We start from the raw sequence: 22,987 nt of genomic DNA on the forward strand, positions 1-22,987 counted from the left end.
CGCGACAAAAGCGTGCCTTCGGACAGCAGGGACTGGACTATGGGCAAGGTAACAGGCTTCCTCGAGATCGACCGGCAGGTGCACAAGTACCAGCCTGCCTCGGACCGCGTCCGGCATTTCCGCGAATTCACGCTGCCGATGTCGGACAAGGAGGTCGAGAAACAGGCCGCGCGCTGCATGGATTGCGGCATTCCGTTCTGCCATGGGCCGACGGGCTGTCCGATCCACAACCAGATCCCCGACTGGAACGACCTCGTCTACAATGGCGACTGGGACAACGCGATCCGCAACCTGCATTCGACCAACAATTTCCCGGAGTTCACCGGCCGCATCTGCCCGGCGCCTTGCGAGGAAGCCTGCACGCTGAACCTCGAGGACATCCCGGTCGCTATCAAGACGGTCGAGCAGGCAATCGCCGACAAGGCTTATGAGACCGGCCACATCCGGCCTTATCCGCCGGAAAGGAAGACCGGCAAGCGGGTTGCCGTCATCGGTTCCGGCCCGGCCGGCATGGCGGCGGCGCAGCAGCTGGGCCGTGCCGGCCACGACGTGCATGTCTATGAGCGCGAAAGCCGTCCCGGCGGGCTGATGCGCTACGGCATTCCGGACTTCAAGATCGAGAAGCACTATATCGACCGTCGCATCGAGCAGATGCAGGGCGAGGGGGTGACCTTCCATTGCGGCGTCAATGTCGGCGTCGACATGAAAGTGGCTGATCTGCTCGGGGAATTCGACGCCGTGCTTTATTGCGGCGGCTCCGAAACGCCGCGCCCGGCCGGTATTCCGGGCGCCGATCTCAGCGGCGTCTACGATGCCATGCCCTATCTGGTGCAGCAGAACCGTCGTGTCGGCGGCGAGCCGATCCAGTCGGTGGCGTGGCCTTCGCACCCGATCATCGCCGGCGGCCAGCATGTCGTCGTCGTCGGCGGCGGCGACACCGCTTCCGATTGCATCGGCACCGCCTTCCGCCAGGGCGCGGTGCGCGTGACCCAGCTCGACATCCGTCCGCAGCCGCCGGAAAAGGAAGACAAGCTTGCGGTTTGGCCCTACTGGGCGACCAAGATGCGCACCTCGTCCTCGCAGGCCGAGGGCGCCGAGCGCGAATTCCAGGTGGCGACGCTCGAGTTCATCGGCGAGGAAGGCCAGTTGACCGGTGTGCGCTGCTGCGAGGCCGACGACAAGCGCAAACCGATCGCCGGCAGCGAGTTCGTCATCCGCGCCGATCTCGCCTTCATCGCCATCGGCTTCGCCGGGCCGGCGGGCGACAGCCTGATGAAGGAGCTCGACGGCAAGATCAAAGTCGTCACCGACAGCCGTCGCTCGAACAATGTCGAGGCCAACGACCGCGACTACAGAACCAGCGTCGACAAGCTCTATGCGGCGGGCGACGTGCGCCGCGGCCAGTCGCTGGTGGTGTGGGCGATCCGCGAGGGCCGCCAGGCGGCGCGCTCGATCGACGAGGCGCTGATGGGATCGACGGTGCTGCCGCGCTGAGACCGTTTTGAAATTTTACGCCTGCGGCTTGCCGCAGGCGCTTTCGTTGCTACCAGCCTACCGATTGATCCCGGTTGTCGTATCCGGTTGAGCTGCCGCCGTCGCCGGCTGCGGCTTCGGCGGCCAGGAAAAATCGTCGGCGCGGCCGGGAGAGGCGGCCGGCGCCTTGCCTTGCAGGATCAGCTTTTCACCGGGCAGGTTCGGATCGGCCCTGGCCGGCTGCGCGGCGCCGAGCAGCTCGGTGCCGCCGTCGAGCGACGGGTCGCCGAGCAGCATCGGCGCGGTACGGTCGACGATGACGGGCGCCGCGGCCGGCTTCGGCGCCTCGACCGGAGCGCCGGCCGGCGCCGACACGGTCGTGACGCTTCCCGGCGTCGCCAGCCCCAGGATCTTGGCCAACGGCTTTTCCGTGTAGAAAGCGAGCTTGCGCTTGCCGGCCTTGGTGACGTTGATGCCGTCGTCGGAACGCAACCGAACCGGCTGGCCGTTGATGTCCGGGCCGGAGGTGACGAAAGCGCCGTTCTCGTCGACGAAGCCGTCCCAGACATCGACGAATTCGCCGCCATGCTTTTCGGCGGCTGAGTGATAGATGTCGTTGAAGGCAAGCATGTCCGAGTTCATCTTCGACACGCCGAAAGCCGGCATGCCGACCCATAGGAACGGCACTTTGGTGTCCTGGATGGCCTTGCCGAGCACATCGGTGCGGCGCTCATATTCCTTGGTCCAGTTCTCAGAACGCGGCTGCTCGCGCACCTCGCCGACCCGCATCTGCTGGCGGTCGTTGGAGCCCAGCATGACGATCACGGCCGACGGCTTCTCGGTCTCGATCAGCGACTTGATCTCGCCCGGCCAGTTGTAGACGTCGTCGCGAACGAAGCCCGACGACCCGTTGCTGCGGGCAACGATCCTGACGGCGGGATTGTCGGCAAAGGCGGTGTCCAGGCCTTCGGCCAGACCGCCTGCCAGAAAATCGCCGACCACCAGCACGACACGGGCGTCGTTCGTCTTCTCGACGATCGGCGTTTCCGGCTCGGCCGGCGGGCGCGGCTTGGGTTTCTTCTTCGGTTTCGGCCTTGATTTCTGGATTTCGACCGGTGGCTCGACGCGTTCGCTGCGGCGCGGGAACAGAAGGTCGCGCAGCGACCAGCCGCGGCTTTCCTCCTGCGCGAACGCGGGTGCGTGGAAAGCGCCGGCGGCGGTGACGACAAGCACGGCAAGGGCCAGAATCAAGATCGGCGCCCGGCGAATGCCCTGCCTGATACGCGCGACCGACACCAAACACCTCTCCATCCCTTGGCGCGTGCCCAAAAGGCCACGCACAGATATGAAGCGCTACCGCATCCGTGCCGTCTCTAGAGCGCGTCGCGCTGAAGCGGATTCAGGCGACGCGCTTTAGGCCTTTGTTTTCATGCATGTCGTTATCGCAAAACCGCTGCACACTTTTGCGCGACATGCATTAGAAGGGTGCCCGGCGCTCCCGCGGGCCCTACTGCTTGCGGAGCCATTTGAGCACTTCCATGCTCGGATAGCCATCCTGGTTCAAGCCGACCTTGGCCTGATAGGCCATGATGGCGGCTTTCGAGCCATCGCCTATCTTGCCGTCGAACTTGCCGTCATAATAGCCGTGATCTGAAAGCCGCTTCTGCAGTTCCTGCCGTTCCTCGAAGCTGAGCTTGGTGAAAGGCCGCTGCCAGTCCTGCACCAGGCCGGTGCCGCCGGCGATCTCGTCGGCCAGAAGGCCGACGGCCAAAGCGTATTTGTCGGCATTGTTGTAAGCCTTGATGACCGAGAAATTCCTGATCATCAGGAAGGCGGGGCCGCCCCGGCCGTCCGGCACTTTCAGCGTCGCCTTGTCGGTCAGGTTCTTGAATGGCTTGCCGCTGGCCCTGACGACGCCGAGCGCCTGCCATTGGGCGATCGTCTTTGCGCCGCCGGGCAGCTTGCCGGCTGGTATGGAGACCTCATACCCCCAGGTCTTGCCGGCCTGCCAGCCGTTCTTCTTGAGCAGATTGGCGGACGTCGCCAGCGCGTCGGGGATCGAATTCCAGATGTCACGCTTGCCATTGCCGTCCATGTCGACCGCATAGCGCTGATAGCTGGTCGGGATGAACTGGGTCTGGCCCATCGCACCTGCCCAGGAGCCCATCAGATGGCTTTCGTCGATGTCGCCGGTCTGCAGGATCTTCAAGGCGGCGATCAGCTGGGTACGGGCATATTTCGAGCGCTTCGGGTCGCCATAGGCGAGCGTCGCCAGCGAGCGGATGACGTTGCGCATGATGTCGTCGCGCTTGAGGATCTCGCCATAGTTCGATTCCATCGACCAGATGGCGAGAAGAACATTGCGGTCGACGCCGAACCGCGCCTCGATGCGGTCGAGCCACGGTTTCCATTTCCTCGCCATCGCCTGGCCGTTGGCCACCGACTGGTCATGCACGCGGTTGTCGAAATAGTCCCAGGCGGGCGCGGTGAATTCCGGCTGGCTGCGGGCCTTTTCCAGCACGACCGGGTCGGGCTCGATGCCTCTCATGGACTGATCGTAAACAGCGCCCGAAACGCCGCCCGCCACCGCGGTGGCGCGGAAACCCGAGACCCACTGGCGGAATCCGGCATCGGCGAAAGCGGGTCCGGCAGGCATCAGCAAGGCCAGCGTCAGGCCGGCGGCAGTCGCCAGTGCCGTCAGGCGCCTCGCGGTGTTGCGAACGGACATCATTTCCTCCTTCGTCAAATCAGGAAGGATCATTCAACGCCAAACCGGGTTAGTATTTAGTTTACCATAGGTGCCGCCGGGAACGAAAAGAGGTGTCGCGGCTTTTAGCTTTCACATTCAACTTTGGCCGTTCGGTAGTCCAACATCCCGGCGTGAAAATGATTTCGGCGTGAAAATGTTGGGGGGGATTGCGGAGCGTGCCGCCGAGCGGATAATTGGCCGAAACGCAGGGGGTGTCAGCATGAAGCGCGTTCGCAAGGCAGTTTTCCCGGTCGCCGGCCTCGGCACGCGGTTTCTTCCGGCCACCAAGGCCATTCCGAAGGAAATGCTCACCGTCGTCGACCGGCCGGTCATCCAATATGTGGTCGATGAGGCGCGCGAGGCCGGCATCGAGCATTTCATCTTCGTGACCGGTCGCAACAAGGCGGTCATCGAGGACCATTTCGACGTCCAGTTCGAGCTGTATGACACGCTGGCCCAGCGCGGCAAGGACGACCAGCTCGCCCGCCTGCAACGGCTGCAGCCGGCGCCGGGACAGACAAGCTTCACGCGCCAGCAGGTGCCGATGGGCCTCGGCCACGCCGTCTGGTGCGCCCGCGAGCTGGTGGGCGACGAACCGTTCGCGCTGCTTTTGCCGGACATGATCATGCAGTCGGAAAAAAGCTGCATGAAGGACATGGTCGAGCTTTATGCCGAGACCGGCAACAACATCATCGCCGTGCAGGAATGCGACCCGGCGGAGGCGCATAAATACGGCATTGTCGGCCGCGGCGAGGACACGCATCACGGCTTCCGCATCACCGGCATGGTGGAGAAGCCGAAGCAGGGCACAGCGCCCTCCAACCTCTTCATCAACGGCCGCTACATCCTGCAGCCGGAGATCTTCGGCATCCTGGAAAGCCAGGAACGCGGCGCCGGCAACGAGATCCAGCTGACCGACGCGATGCTGAAGCTGGAGAGAAAGCAGCCCTTCTACGGCTATCACTACAAGGGGCGCACTTTCGACTGCGGCTCGCCGGAAGGTTTCGTCGAGGCCAATGTGGCCTTCGCGCTCTGGCGCAGCGACATGAACGGAAGCATGGCCGGCGTCATCCGCACGCTGCTCGATGAAGTGCAGCCGTCGGAACGGCGCGGGGCGGCATCCTAAGTCGTTAGCCAAGGCCGAACGCGCTTCGTCAATCCTATGGTCTGCTGGTCTGCGCGTCTGCTCCGCCCGTGGATGACAAAGCGTCAGCGCTGGACCTTCAGGCCGAGATAGACGCTGTTGGTCGTATAGTCGCGTCCAGGCAGGTTGCTGGTCAGCTTCTCCGTCCTCACCCTGGTGGTGACCCCGGCATAACGGTTCAACCACCAGGTCAGTCCGGCCTCGGCGCTCAGGATCAAATCGTGGCCGTCGGAGCCGGTGTAATCGCGCCAGTCGAGGCCCAGTGCCGAGTTCGCCGTCAGATTGGCGCGGATCTGGCGCTCGCCGGTCAGACGGCCGGAATAGAGGATATCGCCGCTCTCGTTGGCCGTCGTGGTTGTCTCGACGCTGGTCTTGCCGGTCAGGCCGATAGTGGTGCCGCGCTCGGGCGACCATTTGAGGTCGGCGTTGATGCTCGGACCCGCCACCGCCGGAAGGCGGTTGTCGTCGATCGCTTCGCGCAGCCAGCCGACGGAAAATTCGCCGGACAGCTTCTCGCCCATGTCGAGCTCGAGGCCGGCGCGCGCGCCAAGCCTGGTCGAGGATCGCTCGAAGCCGTCGGTGTCGACGCGCAGGTCATAGAGGCGCCGCCCGGCCTCGACTTCCGTGAACGGCGTCAGCGCCGGCGAGATCTGGTAACCGGTGCGCAAGGTCGCGGTGTAGAGCGTGGAGTCGCGATCCTTCTGCGAAACGGTGGTGCCGTCGGAGAGCTCGGCATCGCCGTAGAAATCATGCGAGACCGCGCCGGTCAGCGCGTAGCGCATCTTGCCGACAGTTTTTTCGAGACCGAGGCTGCCGTCGACGGTCTGGCGCAGCGGCTGCTGGGTGACACCGGCGATCGCATCCGGCGAGGAGGCCGATTCGGGCGCGGCTTCATAGCCCAGCTTGGCGATGGCGCGCAGCTCGTTGTCGAGGTCGACATTGAGCTGGCCCTCGATACGGCCCTGCGCGTCGTTGATCTTCTGGCCAGAGACGGTGTTGCGGAACTGGCCGTAGCCGGTGATCAAGGCTGAATTCTCGCGCCAGTCGGAGGTCGCGGTGAAACGCAGCGCCGTCTCGGACAGAACCGCCGATTTGCCGGTGCTGCTGGAATCGGCATTGGATGTGGCCGTGAAGCCTTGCTCAAGCGTCGGCCGGAAGAGAAAAGTGCCGACCTTGACGCCCGGCGCGGCGAAGGGATCGTCCTCCGGCTTGACCTTCTGGCCTTCGATGGATGCGGTGCGCTCCTGGCCCGGGTCGAGCTTCTGCTTGTCGACGCTGTCGATGGTGACGGCACGGCGGTTGCTGCCGTCATTGTCGTCGGTGGCGGTGGCGTCGGTCCGGTTGCCTGTGCCGGCGGTCGCGGCGGTGGTCGTGCCGTCGGTAGCCTCGCCCGTCTTCTTCTTGGTCTTCTTCTTGTCGGCGGTCTTGGTGTTCGACTTGGCGTCAGCCTTGGCGTCTTGGGCACGCTGCTTTGCCGTCGAAGGTCGGCGGGGTTTTACCGGGGCCTTCGTGTCGGCCAATGGATCGTCCGTAGCCTGCGGCTGGTCGAAGATGCTGTCCGTCGCGCCCGCCTGATCGTCATCGGGAACGGCGCCGGGGCTTGACGGCTGGTAGGTTGTCGATGCCGTGTCCTGAACGGCCGCGGGCGCGGGCGCGTTCTGATCCAGCGACCCTTGCGCCCTCAGTTGCCTGGCCTTGCGCTGCTGGTCGGCGAGTATGGCCGATTCGGAGACCTCGCCGCGCAGCTCGGTTTCCTGCGAAAATGCCGGCGCGGGACGCAGCAAGGCAAGCGCGCTTACCGTCAGCAGCAGTGCCGCAACGGCAATGCCGCTTCGACCGATTTTCGTTTCAGACTGGCCCCCGGACATCGTCACCACTGCTTGCGCGGCGCGGTTGCGCCATACTTACCGAACCGTAAATGCGGATGGTTAACGGAGGGTTGAGACGGGAGCTCCGGAACCGCCCGGATCGGCAGGTCGCGGCAATTCTGTTGGACAGGGGCGCGGCAAAGCGCTAATCGCTTGCGCCATGCACGCGGGGTCCCCAGAAAGAGAGCAGCCGGACAGGCAGGCTGCGATCGAATCGGCGCTGAGAACGGTGGCGACGGAGCAGGCCGGCGTGGCGGCCCTGGCCGCCGCGCTCGCAAACGGGCTGGCCGAGCCTTTTGCCGCCGCGATCGACCTGATCTCGCGGATCGAGGGCCGCGTCATCGTCACCGGCGTCGGCAAGAGCGGCCATATCGGCTCCAAGATCGCCGCGACGCTTGCCTCGACCGGCACGCCAGCCTTTTTCGTCCATCCGGCCGAGGCCAATCACGGCGATCTCGGCATGATCGCCCGGGATGACGCCATCATCGCCATGTCGTGGTCGGGCGAGAGCAAGGAATTGATGGGCATCGTCGCCTATTCGAGGCGCTTCTCCATCCCCTTGATCGCCATCACTTCGGGCGAGAACTCGGCGCTGGCGCGGGCGGCCGATGTCGTGCTGCTCCTGCCGGCGGTGCCGGAGGCCTGTCCGCACGGGCTGGCGCCGACAACGTCGGCCTTGCTGCAACTCGTCATGGGCGATGCGCTGGCGATCGCGCTGCTCGAGGCGCGGGGCTTCACGCCGGACCATTTCCGCACCTTCCACCCGGGCGGGCAGCTTGGCGCCAATCTGACCCAGCTGCGCGAAATCATGCATGTCGGCGAACGGCTGCCGCTGGTGCCGTCGGGCACAGGCATGCGCGAGGCGATCCTGGAGCTGTCGCGCAAGGGCTTCGGCTGCGTGGCAATCACCGCCGCCGACGGCGCGCTGGTCGGCATCATCACCGACGGCGATATTCGCCGCCATATCGGCAACGACATTCTGACGATGAGCGTCGATCAGGTGATGACCAAGAAGCCGAAGACGGCAAGCCCGGACACGCTGGTCGCGACGGCGCTGCAGACGATCAACACATCCGCCATCACCAGCCTGATGGTGATCGAGAGCGGACGCCCGGTCGGGCTCGTCCATCTGCATGACCTGCTGCGCATTGGCGCAGCCTGAGAAAGATCAAACGGCCTCGACAGTCAGCTCCAGGTCGGAGTCGGCGGCGCCCGTCACGCGCACCCGCGTGCCGGCCGGGAGATCGGGACCAGCGACCCGCCACAGCGTGTCGCCGAGCTTGATGCGGCCGCGGCCGTCCTTGATCGGCTCGGCCAGCGTCGCCAGCTTGCCGACCATCTGCGCGCCGCGGCGGTTGAGCAGCGGCTGGTCGGCGTCGCCGTGGCGGCCGCCTACAAGTTTCTTGCCTATGAAGGCCGAAATCAGCGACAGGATCAGGAACGCCAGCACCTGCACCTGCCAGGTCCAGAAAGCCGCATCCCAGATCGCCAGCGACACGGCGCCGACGATAAGCGCGGCGATGCCGATCCACAGCATGAAGACGCCCGGCGCAACGATCTCCATCACCAGGAGCACGAAGCCCAGAACCATCCAGTTCCACGGGCCGAGCTCGGAAACGACACGGTCGAACATGGGAGCAGCCTCCTATGATCTCAGTTTTCGTTCGGCCGAACCAGCGGCGGCCGTGCTGCCTGCCGCTGCGCCCCAGCCGTGCCTTCACTCCTGAAAACTTCCTTGGCGATCTCGCCGATGCCGCCGAGCGTTCCAATCAGCGACGAGGCTTCCAGCGGCATCAGCACCACCTTGCTGTTCGTGGCCGAACCGATCCTGGTCAGCGCCTCGGTGTATTTCTGGGCGATGAAGTAGTTGAGCGCCTGGACGTCGCCCTTGGCGATGGCTTCCGACACGACTTGCGTCGCCTTGGCCTCCGCTTCGGCCGAGCGCTCGCGCGCCTCGGCGTCGCGGAAGGCTGCTTCCCTGCGGCCCTCGGCCTCGAGGATCTGCGACTGCTTGAGGCCTTCGGCGGCCAGGATCTGGGCGCGCTTGTTGCGCTCGGCCGTCATCTGGCGGCCCATCGATTCGATGAGATTGGCCGGCGGATTGATGTCCTTGATCTCGACGCGGGTGATCTTGATGCCCCACGGATGCGCCGCCTCGTCGACGACGCGCAACAGGCGCTCGTTGATGGCGTCGCGGTTGGACAGCAATTCATCGAGGTCCATCGAGCCCATGACGGTACGGATGTTGGTCATGGTCAGGTTGAGAATGGCGTTCTGCAGCCCTGCCACCTGATAAGCGGCCTGCGCGGCATTGAGTATCTGGTAGAAGGCGATGCCGTCGACACCGACGATGGCGTTGTCGCGGGTGATGATCTCCTGCGTCGGCACGTCGAGCACCTGCTCCATCATGTTCATTTTGGCGCCGACGCGCTCGAAGATGGGGTTGATGATGTTCAGGCCAGGCGTCAGCGTCTTGGTGTACCGGCCGAAGCGTTCCACCGTGTAATTGTAACCTTGCGGCACCGTCTTGATGCCTTTGAAAAGAAGGATGATGACCAGGAAGACAAGAACAATGATGGCAATATCGAAACCGCTGAAGCCCATTTCGTTTCTCCCTCAATAGGCACCGACTTCACGGAATCACTTAAGTGTGTTTCCGCAACGTTACAATCAGGTGATCGCTAATATTGGTTAGCGGAGGCTTTTGCGCACCGGTTTCAAGCCTGTCGGTGAAGCCGGTCACACCCAGCCGGAAAGCTCGCGCCGCGCCAGCGCTTCGATGACCGCCATGCCCTCGGCGCTGTCGTTGAGACAGGGGATATGGGCGAAGTTCTTGCCGCCGGCGTGATGGAAGGTTTCGGCCGCCTCGCGGCCGATCTCGTCCAGCGTCTCGATGCAGTCGACGGAGAAGCCCGGGTTGACGACGGCAATCGACTTCACGCCGTCCTTGGCCAGTTTCTCGACGGTGACGTCGGTATAGGGCTGCAGCCATTCCTGCGCGCCGAAACGCGACTGGAAGGTGTTGATGAGCTTGTTCTCGTCCCAGCCGAGGCGCGCGCGCAGCAGCTTTGTCGTTTCCAGGCAATGCGCCCGGTATGGATCGCCCTTGTCGGAATAGGGTTTCGGGATGCCGTGATAGGAGGCGATCACCACCTCAGGCTCGAAATCAAGCGTTGCGATGTGCTTCTCAATCGAGCGGGCGAGCGCCTCGATATAGACGGGCTCGGCGTAATAGGGCGGCACGCTGCGGATTGCCGGCGCGTGCCGGATCTTCATCAGCGCGCGGAACAGCTGGTCGTTCGCGGTCGCCGTCGTCGTCGCCGAATATTGCGGGTAGAGCGGGAACGAAAGGATGCGCTCGCAACCCTGCTCGACCAGCCTGCGGGCGACGCTTTCCGTCGAGGGATTGCCGTAGCGCATCGCCCAATCGACCACCACATAGGGCAGGTCGCCGAGCGCTGCCGCCAGCTTCTCACCTTGAGCGCGGGTAAATGTGCGCAGCGGCGACTCGTTCTTCTCCCGGTTCCAGATACGCGCGTAGTTGGCGCCGGATTTTTTCGGCCTTGTGGTCAGCACGAGGCCGTAGAGGATCGGATACCAGATCGCCTTGTTGAGCTCGATGACGCGCGGATCGGAGAGGAATTCCCGGAGATACCGCCACATCGGCTTGAAATCGGTGCCGTCCGGCGTGCCGAGATTGACCAGCATGATGCCGATCTTGCCCGTCCTGGCTGGCGCAACGCCCGCCGGCGGTGGGCCGGCGGCCCTTGCGGCTTTGGCATCGGTGGGGTTGGCAAGCGTCATGAAAAGTCTCCGGTAGCGCCGCGAAACTAGCGATGCCCTGCCGGTTTTCAATGCTGCGTCTGGCCGCACCTTATCGTGTTTGGCACCGGAAAAGGAACACCCGCCCGTTTCCGGGCGGGTGCCATGAATTCCGGGTGGCCGCTTACTTCGCGGCCGGCGGAATGGTCAGCGTCGCGCCGAGCGGAAGGCGGCGCGGCTTGTAGTCCTTGTTGGCCTCGGAGATGAGCTTCCACTTGGTGGCGTCGCCATAAGCTTTCTTGGCAAGGTCCCAATAGGTATCGCCGGCTGCGATGGTGTGGCTGGTCTCGGCCGACTTGGTTTCAGCGGGCGCCGCGACCGCAGGCTTGGCCGGCTCGGCGGATGGGGCCGGAGCAGGCGTCGCCGGAGCGGTTTCAGCAGGCTTCGTCCCCTCCGATGCCGGAGCGGCCTCGGTCGGGACACTCGGCGGCGTGCCGGCGATGTCGCTAGAACCGGAAGGCAAAGCCGGCATTGCCGGTTCGCTCGCGGCCGGTGCGGTCTCGGCCGGTTTTGCCGTCTCGGCTGCCGGCGCCTGGGCCGCGGCTGCAGGAGCGGCCTCAGCCGGCTTTGCCGCCGCCGCAATTTCGGTGATGCGGCCGTCAAGCTTCGGCGTGTAGGGCTGATGGGCGCCGAGATAGTCGGCCACCACCTGCTCCAGGCCGGGGCCGTAGTCATAGGCGTCCGTGGCCTTGTCGGCGAAAACCTTGTAGCCGTCGCCGCCCTGGCGGACGTAATTGTTGGTGGCGACGAGATACTGCTTGTCGGGATTGATCGGCGTCCAGGCGCCGTTCTCCATCACCTCGACCGATTTGACGCGGCCGGCATTGGGCGCGACCGACTTGTCGAATGAATATTTGAGGCCGGCAACCTGCGGGAAACGGCCGGCGCCGTCCTCGATCTGGCTGAGGCCGCTTTCGAGGCCCGCGACCAGGTCCTTGCCCGAGATCTTGAAGGTGGCCAGCGTGTTCTGGAAGGGCAGCACGGTCAGCACCTCGCCCATGGTCACCGTGCCCTGGTCGATCGAGGCGCGCAAGCCGCCGCCGTTCGAGACGACGATTTCGACGCCCTGGCCCTTGGTGCGGTCGAGGATGGCGTCGGAGACGAGATTGCCCATCTCGCACTCGCGCGCGCGGCAATTCTCGCGGCTGCCGTCGATCGCCTTGGCGGTCGCAGCCACTTGCTTGTTCTTCAGCGCCTCGATCGGCGCCCCGAGTTCCTTGATGCGGGCCAGCACGGCCGGATCGGGCGTGATCGACTTGTCGAGATAGATCGGGTCGCCGCTGGCCTCCTTGACGGCGCCGTTGTCGTCGAACACGACCTTGAATTCGCCGAGATATTTCGAATAGGACGCCGCCTGCACCACCGGCACCTTGTAGCCGTCGGGGTTGTCGACCATCGTTGGATAGGGACCCTCGGCCTTCGGGTCGGTGTTCGACAGAAGCGTATGGCTGTGGCCGCCGACCACCACGTCGATACCCGGGATTTTCGCTATGACGTCGCGCTCGCGCCTATAGCCGATATGCGTCACGGCGATGATCTTGTCGATGCCTTGCGCCTTGAGCTTCTCGACCTCGGCCGTGATCGACTTGACATCGTCGGCGATGGCGATGTTCGGGCCGGGCGAGGCGAGTTCGGGCGTGTCGTTGGTGACGGCGCCGACGATGCCGATCTTCTGGCCGCCGACCTCGACGACGATGGACGGCTTGATCTTGCCCGCCGCACCCGACTTGTCGTTGGGCACGACATTGGCGCTGACGATCGGGAACTTCGCCTTGTCAAGGTAGGGCACCAGGGCGGTCTCGCCGTCGTCGAATTCATGGTTGCCGAGCGTTACCGCGTCGGGCTTGATCTGATTGAGGAACTCCTCTTCCACCGCACCCTTGTAGGTGGTGTAGAACAGCGATCCCTGGAAGCTGTCGCCGGCGTTGAGCAGCAGCACGTTCTGGCCTTCGAGCTTCTTGCGCTGCTCGGCAATCGCCGTGATCAGCCGGCCGGCGCCGCCGATGCATTCGCCCTTGGTCTCCTCGTCGGCGGAACAGGTCGACTCGTATTTGTTGTTGCCTTCGATGCGGCTGTGCCAATCGTTGAAATGCAGGATGTTCAGCGTGTAGTCGGCAAAAGACACGCCTGCCGACAGGCCGAGCGCCGAGGCCGACAGAGCTAGGATCGCGGCAATCTTCTTCATCTTCGTCTCCCGGATAAGCTGACTTCGAATATGCTTAACGCCCTCGCTTGACTGGAAAATAACAGTCAGCTCCAGGTCATGTTCACATCGGGTTCCGGTCGATGCAAGCACAAATCAGGGAGATGTTTGCCGGCACAAAAAAGGACGACGGCTTGCGCCGCCGTCCCTGTCAGCCGAAGATTTGCGAACTCTCAAGCCCGGCGCGTCAGCACGAAATTCTGGCCGCTGGCGCTGGTGCAGTTGAGCTGGCTGGTGGAGATCATCAGGCAGTTGAAGCTGACCGGGGTCTGGCGGATCAGCGAGGTGCCGTGGATCTCGACCGAGGTCGCTCCGGTCATGGTGTAGCTGCCCTCCGACAGCTTCTGGCCGGTGTCGGTGGCGACGGTGGTGAAGCTGCCGGCCGCGAAGGTCGACAGGCCGGTGCCCTTAGCGTCGATCCAGTTGCCCTCGACGCCCTTCGGCGCCGCCATCGAAGGTTGGTCCGCGGGGCCGGTGGTGGTGCAGGCGGCCGCAGCCAGAAGGCTTGCCGCGGCGCCTGCCGAAAGCAGTTTGCGCGCAATGGTCATTTTTGAAAATCCTCTCCTCAGTCCGCATCCTTCAATCGCCCGATTTCCGGGCGATTGCAAGGCGGTGGCTCTGGTCAGTCCCGGCGCTATCGGACCAGAATGTTGCGGAACTGCCATGGATCGTCCTTGTCCAGGTCCTCCGGGAAGAGACCCGGCCGATTGTCCAGCGGCGTCCAGTCAGTGTAGTAGCCCCTGACCGGCCCGAGATAAGGCGACTGCACTTCGAGGCAACGCCGGTAGTCCATCTCGTCGGCCTCGACGATGCCAGCGGTCGGATTCTCCAGCGCCCAGACCATGCCGGCGAGCACCGCCGAGGTGACCTGCAGGCCAGTGGCGTTCTGGTAGGGAGCGAGCTTGCGCGCCTCGGCCAGCGACAGCTGCGAGCCGTACCAGTAGGCGTTCTTGTCGTGGCCGTAGAGCAGCACGCCGAGCTCGTCGACGCCGTCGACCAGCTCGTTTTCGTCGAGCACGTGGTGAACCGGCTGCGGCTTGCCGGCGGCGCCGAACATCTCGTCCAGCGACAGCAAGGCGTCGTTGCAAGGATGGTAGGCGTAGTGGCAAGTCGGGCGGTATTGGAGCTTGCCCTTCTTCGAGCGCACGGTGAAGAAGTCGGCGATCGAGATCGCCTCGTTATGCGTCACCAAGAGGCCGTATTGCGCGCCCGGCGTCGGGCACCAGCTGCGCACTCGCGTGTTGGCGCCGGGCTGCTCCAGATAGATCGCCGACTTGGAGCCGTGCTTGTGCTTCTTGCCGTTCTTCGGCATCCAGTTTTCATGCGTGCCCCAGCCGAGCTCGGCCGGCTGCAGGCCCTCCGAGATGAAGCCTTCGACCGACCAGGTGTTCCAGAACACGTTCATCGGCTTCGGCTTCTTGGTGCGCTGGGTGTCGCGCTCGGCGATATGGATGCCCTTGACGCCAGCCTTCTTCATCAGCCTGGCCCAGGCCTCGCGGTCTTCCTGGGCGGGCTCCGAAAACTCAAGACCGAGATCGGTGGCGAGGTTGACCAGCGCCTTCTTGACGAACCACGAGACCATGCCGGGATTGGCGCCGCAGGTGGAGACCGCCGTCGGGCCGCCGGGCTTGTCCTGCTTTTCCTGGATCATCGCCTCGCGCAGCGCATAGTTGGTGCGGCTGGCATTGTCGGCCTCGGCGTCGAAATAGAAGCCGAGCCACGGCTCGACGACGGTGTCGATGTAAAGCACGCCGAGCTTGCGGCACAATTTCATCAGGTCCACCGAGCCGGTGTCGACCGACAGGTTGACGCAAAAGCCCTGGCCGCCGCCATTGGTCAGGAGCGGCGTCAGCAGCTTCTTGTAATTCTTCTCGGTCACCGCGTCCTGCATGAAGGCGATGCCGCGCTCGTCGAGCAGCTTGCGGTCGGTGTCGCGCGGGTCGATGACCGTCATGCGCGACTTGTCGAACTTGAAATGGCGCTCGATCAGCGGCAGCGTTCCCCGTCCGATCGAGCCGAAGCCGATCATCACGACAGGGCCGGTGATTTCACCGTAAACGGGCCAGTTTTCATTCGCCATTTTTTCGCACACTCCTTCAAACACGCGCAAAACCGGGCATTTTCGCCCGACGGCCAAGCGCTACACCACAGATCATTGTCATAAACCAGCGAAAAGCACCAACCGCCGGCCAGGCCAGGCTGGCACCTTGGTTAAGGCGTGCAGGCCATGCCGCTGAGGAATTCGACCAGCCGGTCGCGGTCGGCGGTCAGGCCCTTGTAGTCGAGCTGGGCTTGGTCGAGCGCGTTGAGCTGCTCCACGAAGGATGCAGCCAGCGCTGCCCGGTCCGGGTGGGCATCGAGCACCTTGAGCGGATCGAGATGGATGCGGATGGTGAAGAGGATGTCGCGCGACGCGGGAAGCTTGCGCAGCGTCTGGCGTTCGACGCGTATGAAGGCGTGGGCGTCGACATCGCCGTCGGGGAAGCGGCTCGGGCGGTTGGTGGCGCGGTCGATGCGCTCGACATTGGAGAGCGGATGATAGAGCGCGTCGCCGGCCTGGATCGACCAGTTGAAGCGTTCGACCGCCTGGCCCTGCAGGCCGTCGAACATGCGGTTGATGAGCTCGGCCGGCCGCGTGCCGGGTCCGAATCCAGGCACCGGTTCGTGGATATCCTGCAGCGGCTTGCCGAATTTCTCCTGCAGCGACCAGGACGAAGGGAAGCAGAGCGAACCGGCGGCGAGCCGCCAGCCGCGCTCGTCGCGGCGCATCAGGATCAGGTCTTCCTGTACGAGCAGGGATGCTCTCGCAAGCGGCGCGTTGCGTAGGGTAGGCGGCAGCCGGTCGGTCGCGCTTGCGAGGCCGATGACCTCGACATCCGAGCCGGTGCAGCGATGGGTGCGCGGGTGTTTCGCGATGAGATGCGGGCTGAGCAGGACCAGCACTTCGCTTTGCGCGTCGCGGGTGTCGACCTCCTCGACAAAGACCTTTTCGGGGATATCGGCATAGAGCCGCTGCTTTTCGGCCAGATGCGGCAGCAGGAATTCATCGACCTCGATCCAGCGCTCGATTTCGAGCGGCTTCAGCCCGACGGTGAAGAGTTTCGAGGACCCATCATAGGGCGTATGGGTCGGCTGGCGAATTGTCATGTCCGCTTGGGTTCTATCCAGTTCCTGTCTCCTGGCTCGATCAGCCCAGTTGCGCCGGGATCAGCCCGCGCAGCGAATTGCCGACGAGGATCGCCTTCGCCGCCTTCAGGTCGTCGAAGCTGTATATCGCTTCCACCGCGCGGCCTTCGTCCAGAAGCTGGCCGCGCAATATTCCAGGCAAAAGGCCGCAGTCGAGCCGAGGCGTGGCGAGCGGGCCGCTGCCGAAATCGGCGAAGAGGTTGGTGATCGTGCCCTCGCAGAGCTCGCCGCGTTCGTTGGCTAAAAGCACTTCGTCGGCGCGGGTGGCGAGATATTCGGCGCGCGCCTGCGTGTAGATCTGGCGCCGGCTTGTCTTGTGGCGCAGCAGCGTGTCGCCGGAATCGAGGCGGATACGCGCCAGCTGCAGCCGCCAGACCTTGTCCGCCGGCAGCGGTTCGTAGGCTTGAGCCGCGGCCGTCGCGTCGCCATTCCGCTGCAAGGCAAGGCGCACGCGTAAGGCAGTTCCGTGTCCGCTGACGGTGTTCGCAAGCACCTCGCCGATTCGCCCGGGATCGCAGGCGAAGCCGAGTTCGGCGGCGGACGCATAAAGCCTGGCAAGATGGCGCTCGAAGCGCAGGAAGCCGGAACCAGGCTCCCAGCGCATGGTCTCGATCAGTTCGAAGCCGGCGCCGTTCCCGTCGCGAAGCGCGCTTTCAACAGACACTCCCGATACTCCTCCTCGGCGGTCGAATCGAAGACGACGCCGCCGCCGACATTGTAGACGGCCTCGCCGTCGGCAAAGAGCGAGATGGTGCGGATCGCCACCGAAAACCGCATCCTGCCGCCGGGCGCGATCCAGCCGATGGCGCCGCAATAGACGTCTCGCGGTGCGTCTTCCAGCTCATGCAGGATTTCCATGGCGCGGATTTTCGGCGCGCCGGTGATCGAGCCGCAGGGAAAGAGCGCGGCGAAGACCTGGCGGATGCCGATACCGGGCAAAAGCCGCGCCCGCACACGGCTCACCATCTGGTGCACCGTCGGATAGGTCTCGATGCGGAACAGTTCCGGCACGTCCAGCGTGCCGACTTCGCTGATCAGCGAGATGTCGTTGCGCAAGAGGTCGACGATCATCCGGTTCTCGGCCTGGTTCTTCTCGTCGTTGCGCAGGAAAGCCTTCAGCCGCGCGTCCTCGGCCTTGGTCGCGCCGCGTGGCGCGGTGCCCTTCATCGGGTGTGTCTCGATCATGCCGTCGGCATCGATCTCGAAGAACAATTCGGGTGAGCGCGACAGGACGATCGGATCGCCGAGCGAGACCAGCGCGCCATATTTGACCGGCTGGCGTTCGGTCAGCGCGTCGAAGGCCGCAAGCGGATCGCCGGACCATTGCGCACGGACCGGGAAGGTGAGGTTGCCCTGGTAGCAATCACCCTTGCGGATGTGGTCGTGGAGGCGCGCGAAGCGGCCGGCATAGTCCTCGACGGACCATGTTGCCCTTGCATCGAAGATCGGGCCATTGCTGGCGGGTCCCGCGTTTTGCGGCACCGCCTGCTCGACAGGCGCATCGAAGACGCCAAGGCAGACCAGCGGCGCGCGGCGGCCTTCGGGCAGCAGCGGCATCAGTTTCGGCTCGAGCAGGTAACCGGCTTCGTAGGCGAAGTAGCCGGCCAGCCATTTGCCGGAGTCCGATGCGGCCTGCGCCCTTTCGAGCGCGGACATGAACTCTTCGGCGTCCTGCGCAATGATGATCTCGCGCGGCCGGTCGAAAACGAGCTGGCGAGCGGTCGCGTCGTTGCGGAAAATGGCTGCGGGCAGGGACATGAGCCTCGGATGCGGACAATTCAGTCGACCGCTCTATATGGGGGCCCGGCGGGGCGCAATCGAGGGAGCGGCGTCCGGAGGCGCAAAGGTGGCTGGCCCAAAACAAAGACGGCGCCCGTAAGGACGCCGCCTTGCTGCCAACCAGGCTGGCTCGTCAGGTGTTGCTTACGGTTCCGGCCGTCGGGAACTGGCGGGCGAATTCGGCCTCGTTGCCGGCGGCGAGCAATTTCGCCTGCTCGATCCATTTTTCGCGCGCGATACGGCCGTCGAAATTGAGCACCTCCTCAATGCGCTTGACGTCGGCGGCGGTCCAGGCGGCGATCTGGGCATAGGTGGTGACGCCCAGGCCTTTGAGCAGCCTTTCGTTGACCGGGCCGATGCCGATGAGGCGGCGCAGATTGTCGGCCTTGCCGGTCGCGGCCTGCGGCGCGGCGGCTTTCTTGGCCACGGGCGCTGCCGCCTTCTTGGGCGCGGTGGACTTGGCCGCCGGCTTCGGTGCCGCTGCAGTCTTCGTTGCGGCCGGCTTCGTTGCGGCCGGCTTCTTTGCGGTGGCGGGCTTTGCGGGCGCGGTCTTTGCCGCCGCCGATGTCGCGGGCGTCGACATCAGCGCCGCCGGCGCCGGTGTGGCGGCCTTATCGGCGCCGGCCTTGGCGGAAGGCGCGTCGCGCAGCCGGCTTTCGAGATCGGCGCGGGCGCGGCCGCAGGCGTCGAGCTCGCCCTTCAACCGATCGCTGTCGGCGCGCAGCCTATCGCGCTCGCTTCGCGTGCGGTCGAGATCGCCACGCAGACTGTCGAGCTCGCCGCGCAAGCGGCCCCAGATGAACCAGCCAACCAGGATACCCACAACGAACGCCAGGAGCATGTAGAAGAAAGTGCTCATTTCTCTCTCCAGTCCGATCTGTCGGCCGAGGCCCGGAAAGGCGAGCTCACGCCAAGAATCGTCAAAGGTTCCATGGTCGGCGGAATCGCCGGCTTCAATCGAGCCATCGGCGTTCGGCCTTGTCCGGGCCGACGGCCATCATCGCATTCGCCGTGGCGTAGCGGCCGGCCATCTCTGACCCGCGCGATGCGTCCGGCTGAGCTTGAGGCCGGACGCTATCATATGGCTTGTCGAAAGCTAGTTGAAAAATGCGCCGGAGAGTTATTCAAGAACAGCTATTTAGGGCAAGAATAGACCCTTGCTAATATGCATCCCGGCTAAACTATTGCGACCGATGCCTGCGCTGTTGCTGTCGTCAATTATCGAGCGCTTCCAATTCGTCGATCAGCGAACCGATCACGCCGAGGCCGATCTGCCAGAAAGCGGGATCGGTGGCGTCGAGGCCGAAGGGCGCAAGAAGCTCGGAGTGATGCTTCGTGCCGCCGGCGCGCAGCATCTCGAAATACTTCTCCTGAAATCCGCGCTCGGCATTCTGGTAGACGGCATAGAGCGAATTCACCAGGCAATCGCCGAAAGCATAGGCATAGACGTAGAAGGGCGAGTGGATGAAATGCGGGATATAGGTCCAGAAGACCTCGTATCCCTCGCGCAGCTTGATCGCCGGCCCCAGGCTCTCGGCCTGCACTTCCAGCCAGAATTCGCCGAGCCTGTCCGAGGTCAGCTCGCCGTTCTTGCGTTCGGCATGCACCTTGCGCTCGAACTCGTAGAAGGCGATTTGGCGCACGACCGTGTTGATCATGTCCTCGACCTTCTGGGCGAGCATGGCCTTGCGCTCGCGGCGGTCAGCGGTCTGCTCGAGCAGCGAGCGGAAGGTCAGCATCTCGCCGAAGACGGAGGCGGTTTCGGCCAGCGTCAGCGGCGTCGAGGCCATCAGCGCGCCCTGGCCGGCGGCCAGCACCTGGTGCACGCCATGGCCGAGCTCATGCGCCAGCGTCATCACATCGCGCGGCTTGCCCATGTAGTTGAGCAGCACGTAGGGATGCGCCGACGGCACCGTCGGGTGGGCGAAGGCGCCGGGGGACTTGCCGGGCCGCACCGGCGCGTCGATCCATCTGCGATCGAAAAAGCCTCGGGCGATTTCGGCCATGTCCGGCGAGAAGCGCTGGTACGCCGAGAGCACCGTGTCCCTGGCGACGTCCCAGCTGATCACCGCCCGCGGCGTTTCCGGCAGGGGCGCGTTGCGGTCCCAATGGTTCATCACCTCCATGCCGAGCCAGCGCGCCTTCATCGCATAATAGCGGTGCGACAGCCGCGGATAGGCCTCGCGCACAGCCGCGGCCAGCGCATCGACCACATCGCGCTCGACACGGTTGGCGAGGTGGCGCGAGTCGGCGATATCCTGGAAGCCGCGCCAGCGGTCGGAGATTTCCTTGTCCTTGGCCAATGTGTTGGTGATGAGGGTGAAGGTGCGCAGGTTCTTGCGGAAGGTCGCCGCGAGCGCCTCGGAGGCGCGGCGGCGCACTTCGCCGTTCGAATCCTGCAGCCGGTTCAGCGCCGGCTCGAGCGTCAGTTCCTCGCCGTCGACGTCGAAGCGCAGGTCGGTCATCGTCTCGTCGAACAGGCGGTTCCAGGCGCCGCGCCCTGTGACCGACTTTTCGTGGAACAACTGCTCGACGCGGTCCTCGAGCTGGTAGGGTTTGTCCTTCCTGAGGTCGAGCACCCAGGGCCGGTAGTGGTCGAAGACCTTGTCGGCGGCCAAAGCGCTTTCGATCGCCGCATCGTCGATCAGGTTGAGCTCGAGCGCGAAGAACAGGAGATGCGCGCTGGCGTCCGTCATCTTTTCCTGGACGTCGCCATAGAGCTTGGCGCGCTGCGGATCGGACGTGTTGCCGGCATAGACGAGGCCGGCATACGAAACGATGCGGCCGATCAGCTCCTCGAGCGCCTCATAGGCCTTGAGCGCTTCGCCCAGCCGGCCGGCGGCGCCGCGCCCGGCTTCCGCGGCCAGCGTACCTTTCCAGCGGGTCTCGAAGGCGATGGCGTCGCTGGCCGCCTTGGCGATGTCGCGCTTCAACTCCGGCGCTTCCATGCCGGAATAGAGATCGGCGAGGTTCCACTCCGGCAGGTCGCCAAGCCCCGCCGCGCCCTGGCCGGACGCTGGCGCCGCAAGCCGCCGACCAAACATCATGCGCATCAACAATACCTTTTTTGAACCAACGGCCAGAATCAAAGGGAAAGGGAGAAGCCGGTCAAATCCTAAGGAATTCGTTCACCGGGTTTTTTGAAACCTTATTTAGAACCCTGTGCCAAGATGATCCACGGGGATTTTCTCGGGCGGACGACTCAAACAGTCATGACAGGTTCCATACTCATAGTCGATGACGATCCGGTGCAGCGCAGGCTGGTCGAGGCCGCGTTGACCAAGTTCGGCCACAGCGCGATCGTCACGGATAGCGGCGAGGCCGGCCTCGACGCGCTCGACGGGCCGAACGCTCGCGAGGTCTCCGTCGTCATTCTCGATCTCGTCATGCCCGGCCTCGACGGCATCGGCGTGCTGAAGGCGATGCGCGAGCGCGCCATCAACATTCCCGTCATCGTGCAGACGGCCCAAGGCGGCATCGAGACCGTCGTCTCGGCGATGCGGCACGGCGCCTTTGATTTCGTCGTCAAGCCGGCGTCGCCCGACAGGCTGCAGACCGCGATCTCCAACGCGCTCAAGGTGGAAGCCGTCGAGGACGAGATGAAGCGCGCGTCGCGGCGACGCGGCGGCGGTCATCTCACCTTCAAGGACATGATCACGCGCAGCCCGGCAATGGACCGGGTGATACGCCTTGGGCAGAAAGCGGCGGCCTCCAACATCCCGATCCTGATCGAGGGCGAATCCGGCGTCGGCAAGGAACTGGTGGCGCGCGCCATCCAGGGCAGCGGCGACCGCCGCTCGAAACCGTTCGTCACCGTCAATTGCGGCGCCATCCCTGACAATCTCGTCGAATCGATCCTGTTCGGCCACGAGAAGGGTTCCTTCACCGGCGCCACCGACAAGCACACCGGCAAATTCGTCGAGGCGAACTCCGGCACGCTGTTCCTCGACGAGATCGGCGATCTGCCGCTCGACGTCCAGGTCAAGCTGCTGCGTGCCGTGCAGGAGGGCGAGGTCGACCCGGTCGGCGGCCGCTCGACCGTCAAAGTCGATATAAGGCTGATCTCGGCCACGCACCGGAACCTCCTGCAGCAGGTCAAGGACGGCAAGTTCCGCGAGGACCTGTTCTACCGGCTGAACGTCTACCCGATCTTCGTGCCGCCGCTGCGCGACCGCCGCGACGACATTCCCTACCTTGTCCGGCATTTCATGGAAAAGGTCGCTCCGGCCGATCCGCGCCGCCGCCTTGCCGGCATATCGGCCACGGCGCTAGCCATGCTGCAGGCCTATGACTGGCCGGGCAACATCCGCCAGCTGGAAAATGCGGTCTTCCGCGCGTCGGTGCTGGCCGAGGGCGATGTGCTGACCGAGGAGGAGTTCCCGCAGATCCGGGCGCAGGTGGAAGGCACGGTCAATCTCGGAGCGCAAACGGCATCCGCAGTCGCCGAAACGATTGCGGACACGTCCCGGCAAGCGGAGGAGACCGTTGCCGATGCAATGGGGACTGGCTTGCCCGATGGCGAGGCGCCAGCCAGGCTGCAGCCGCGTTTCGGGACGCTTCGCGCGCTTGACGAGCGCGGCAATGTGCGGGCGCTGGCCGATGTCGAGCTCGAGATGATCAAGCTCGCGATCGACCACTACAACGGTCAGATGAGCGAAGTCGCCCGCCGGTTGGGCATCGGTCGCTCAACGCTCTACCGCAAGTTGAAGGAATATGGCATTGACCCCGAAGCCGGCCGCGTCGACCGGCTTGCCTCATGACAG

General features: G+C 64.5%; 18 protein-coding genes. 4 read left to right on the forward strand and 14 right to left on the reverse strand.

The features are described 5' to 3' along the window. Positions 1-39 precede the first annotated feature (39 nt). Entirely contained in the window at positions 40-1,494 is a 1,455-nt protein-coding gene (locus tag FJ956_RS03170) for a glutamate synthase subunit beta (RefSeq protein WP_140673713.1), read from the forward strand. Positions 1,495-1,551: 57 nt separating this feature from the next. On the opposite strand, the gene FJ956_RS03175 is transcribed toward FJ956_RS03170, so the two are convergent. Together FJ956_RS03175 and FJ956_RS03180 are read right to left on the reverse strand one after the other, a co-directional pair. Continuing rightward, positions 1,552-2,772, reverse strand: a complete 1,221-nt coding sequence (locus FJ956_RS03175; RefSeq protein WP_140673715.1) for a DUF459 domain-containing protein — start codon at positions 2,770-2,772, stop codon at positions 1,552-1,554. A gap of 208 nt (positions 2,773-2,980) precedes the next feature. Further along, positions 2,981-4,201 carry a lytic murein transglycosylase gene (locus FJ956_RS03180; protein ID WP_140673717.1) on the reverse strand — a complete coding sequence of 407 codons (1,221 nt, stop codon included), beginning with the start codon at positions 4,199-4,201 and terminating at the stop codon, positions 2,981-2,983. Positions 4,202-4,442: 241 nt separating this feature from the next. Here FJ956_RS03180 and galU point away from each other — a divergent pair, with 241 nt between their 5' ends. Then, complete coding sequence (gene galU / locus FJ956_RS03185) at positions 4,443-5,348, forward strand: UTP--glucose-1-phosphate uridylyltransferase GalU (RefSeq protein ID WP_140673719.1); 906 nt, start codon at positions 4,443-4,445, stop codon at positions 5,346-5,348. Positions 5,349-5,431: 83 nt separating this feature from the next. Here the strand turns inward: galU and FJ956_RS03190 are convergent, their stop codons facing one another. Continuing rightward, positions 5,432-7,234: an outer membrane beta-barrel protein gene (locus FJ956_RS03190; protein ID WP_181170103.1), complete on the reverse strand. Its 1,803-nt coding sequence runs from the start codon at positions 7,232-7,234 to the stop codon at positions 5,432-5,434. Positions 7,235-7,394: 160 nt separating this feature from the next. Here FJ956_RS03190 and FJ956_RS03195 point away from each other — a divergent pair, with 160 nt between their 5' ends. Continuing rightward, a complete protein-coding gene (locus FJ956_RS03195) occupies positions 7,395-8,396 on the forward strand; it encodes a KpsF/GutQ family sugar-phosphate isomerase (protein WP_140673721.1) in 1,002 nt (333 codons plus the stop codon). 6 nt (positions 8,397-8,402) lie between these two features. Here FJ956_RS03195 and FJ956_RS03200 read toward each other — a convergent pair whose 3' ends face one another. From FJ956_RS03200 to FJ956_RS03250, 11 genes are all read right to left on the reverse strand, one after another. Continuing rightward, positions 8,403-8,867: an NfeD family protein gene (locus tag FJ956_RS03200; protein WP_140673723.1), complete on the reverse strand. Its 465-nt coding sequence runs from the start codon at positions 8,865-8,867 to the stop codon at positions 8,403-8,405. 20 nt (positions 8,868-8,887) lie between these two features. Then, positions 8,888-9,838: an SPFH domain-containing protein gene (locus FJ956_RS03205; protein WP_095766330.1), complete on the reverse strand. Its 951-nt coding sequence runs from the start codon at positions 9,836-9,838 to the stop codon at positions 8,888-8,890. 135 nt (positions 9,839-9,973) lie between these two features. Continuing rightward, the gene (gene hemH, locus FJ956_RS03210) at positions 9,974-11,038 is read right to left on the reverse strand and encodes a ferrochelatase (RefSeq protein ID WP_140673725.1); all 1,065 of its coding nucleotides are present in this window, start codon (positions 11,036-11,038) and stop codon (positions 9,974-9,976) included. Between the two features lie 142 nt (positions 11,039-11,180). Then, the gene (locus tag FJ956_RS03215) at positions 11,181-13,241 is read right to left on the reverse strand and encodes a bifunctional metallophosphatase/5'-nucleotidase (RefSeq protein WP_140673727.1); all 2,061 of its coding nucleotides are present in this window, start codon (positions 13,239-13,241) and stop codon (positions 11,181-11,183) included. A 191-nt stretch (positions 13,242-13,432) separates the two neighbouring features. Continuing rightward, the gene (locus FJ956_RS03220) at positions 13,433-13,807 is read right to left on the reverse strand and encodes a hypothetical protein (protein ID WP_140632410.1); all 375 of its coding nucleotides are present in this window, start codon (positions 13,805-13,807) and stop codon (positions 13,433-13,435) included. Positions 13,808-13,893: 86 nt separating this feature from the next. Beyond that, positions 13,894-15,339 carry a homospermidine synthase gene (locus FJ956_RS03225; protein ID WP_140673729.1) on the reverse strand — a complete coding sequence of 482 codons (1,446 nt, stop codon included), beginning with the start codon at positions 15,337-15,339 and terminating at the stop codon, positions 13,894-13,896. Positions 15,340-15,470: 131 nt separating this feature from the next. Next, on the reverse strand, positions 15,471-16,406 hold the full coding sequence (locus FJ956_RS03230; protein WP_140673731.1) for a DUF3445 domain-containing protein: 936 nt from the start codon (positions 16,404-16,406) through the stop codon (positions 15,471-15,473). A 40-nt stretch (positions 16,407-16,446) separates the two neighbouring features. After that, positions 16,447-17,109: an aminotransferase class IV family protein gene (locus tag FJ956_RS03235; RefSeq protein ID WP_140673733.1), complete on the reverse strand. Its 663-nt coding sequence runs from the start codon at positions 17,107-17,109 to the stop codon at positions 16,447-16,449. Beyond that, entirely contained in the window at positions 17,058-18,203 is a 1,146-nt protein-coding gene (locus FJ956_RS03240; RefSeq protein WP_140673735.1) for an aminodeoxychorismate synthase component I, read from the reverse strand. Before FJ956_RS03240 ends, FJ956_RS03235 begins: the two co-directional genes overlap by 52 nt. Positions 18,204-18,357: 154 nt before the next feature. Beyond that, entirely contained in the window at positions 18,358-19,083 is a 726-nt protein-coding gene (locus FJ956_RS03245) for a proton-conducting membrane transporter (protein ID WP_140673737.1), read from the reverse strand. A 355-nt stretch (positions 19,084-19,438) separates the two neighbouring features. Continuing rightward, a complete protein-coding gene (locus FJ956_RS03250) occupies positions 19,439-21,277 on the reverse strand; it encodes a M3 family oligoendopeptidase (protein ID WP_181170098.1) in 1,839 nt (612 codons plus the stop codon). A 159-nt stretch (positions 21,278-21,436) separates the two neighbouring features. On the opposite strand from FJ956_RS03250, the gene FJ956_RS03255 reads away from it, so the two are divergent. Then, positions 21,437-22,984: a sigma-54 dependent transcriptional regulator gene (locus FJ956_RS03255; protein WP_140673739.1), complete on the forward strand. Its 1,548-nt coding sequence runs from the start codon at positions 21,437-21,439 to the stop codon at positions 22,982-22,984. Positions 22,985-22,987 lie beyond the last annotated feature (3 nt).

The sequence above is a fragment of the Mesorhizobium sp. B2-4-3 genome (genome assembly GCF_006442815.1).
GTDB lineage: Bacteria > Pseudomonadota > Alphaproteobacteria > Rhizobiales > Rhizobiaceae > Mesorhizobium.

What these genes read in the sequence shown, in the direction of transcription:
- FJ956_RS03170 (WP_140673713.1), top strand. Translation starts at nt 40, where the DNA reads ATGGGCAAGGTAACAGGCTTCCTCGAGATCGACCGGCAGGTGCACAAG.
- FJ956_RS03180 (WP_140673717.1), bottom strand. Translation starts at nt 4,201, where the DNA reads ATGTCCGTTCGCAACACCGCGAGGCGCCTGACGGCACTGGCGACTGCC.
- galU (WP_140673719.1), top strand. Translation starts at nt 4,443, where the DNA reads ATGAAGCGCGTTCGCAAGGCAGTTTTCCCGGTCGCCGGCCTCGGCACG.
- FJ956_RS03190 (WP_181170103.1), bottom strand. Translation starts at nt 7,234, where the DNA reads ATGTCCGGGGGCCAGTCTGAAACGAAAATCGGTCGAAGCGGCATTGCC.
- FJ956_RS03195 (WP_140673721.1), top strand. Translation starts at nt 7,395, where the DNA reads ATGCACGCGGGGTCCCCAGAAAGAGAGCAGCCGGACAGGCAGGCTGCG.
- FJ956_RS03200 (WP_140673723.1), bottom strand. Translation starts at nt 8,867, where the DNA reads ATGTTCGACCGTGTCGTTTCCGAGCTCGGCCCGTGGAACTGGATGGTT.
- FJ956_RS03205 (WP_095766330.1), bottom strand. Translation starts at nt 9,838, where the DNA reads ATGGGCTTCAGCGGTTTCGATATTGCCATCATTGTTCTTGTCTTCCTG.
- hemH (WP_140673725.1), bottom strand. Translation starts at nt 11,038, where the DNA reads ATGACGCTTGCCAACCCCACCGATGCCAAAGCCGCAAGGGCCGCCGGC.
- FJ956_RS03215 (WP_140673727.1), bottom strand. Translation starts at nt 13,241, where the DNA reads ATGAAGAAGATTGCCGCGATCCTAGCTCTGTCGGCCTCGGCGCTCGGC.
- FJ956_RS03220 (WP_140632410.1), bottom strand. Translation starts at nt 13,807, where the DNA reads ATGACCATTGCGCGCAAACTGCTTTCGGCAGGCGCCGCGGCAAGCCTT.
- FJ956_RS03225 (WP_140673729.1), bottom strand. Translation starts at nt 15,339, where the DNA reads ATGGCGAATGAAAACTGGCCCGTTTACGGTGAAATCACCGGCCCTGTC.
- FJ956_RS03230 (WP_140673731.1), bottom strand. Translation starts at nt 16,406, where the DNA reads ATGACAATTCGCCAGCCGACCCATACGCCCTATGATGGGTCCTCGAAA.
- FJ956_RS03240 (WP_140673735.1), bottom strand. Translation starts at nt 18,203, where the DNA reads ATGTCCCTGCCCGCAGCCATTTTCCGCAACGACGCGACCGCTCGCCAG.
- FJ956_RS03245 (WP_140673737.1), bottom strand. Translation starts at nt 19,083, where the DNA reads ATGAGCACTTTCTTCTACATGCTCCTGGCGTTCGTTGTGGGTATCCTG.
- FJ956_RS03250 (WP_181170098.1), bottom strand. Translation starts at nt 21,277, where the DNA reads ATGCGCATGATGTTTGGTCGGCGGCTTGCGGCGCCAGCGTCCGGCCAG.
- FJ956_RS03255 (WP_140673739.1), top strand. Translation starts at nt 21,437, where the DNA reads ATGACAGGTTCCATACTCATAGTCGATGACGATCCGGTGCAGCGCAGG.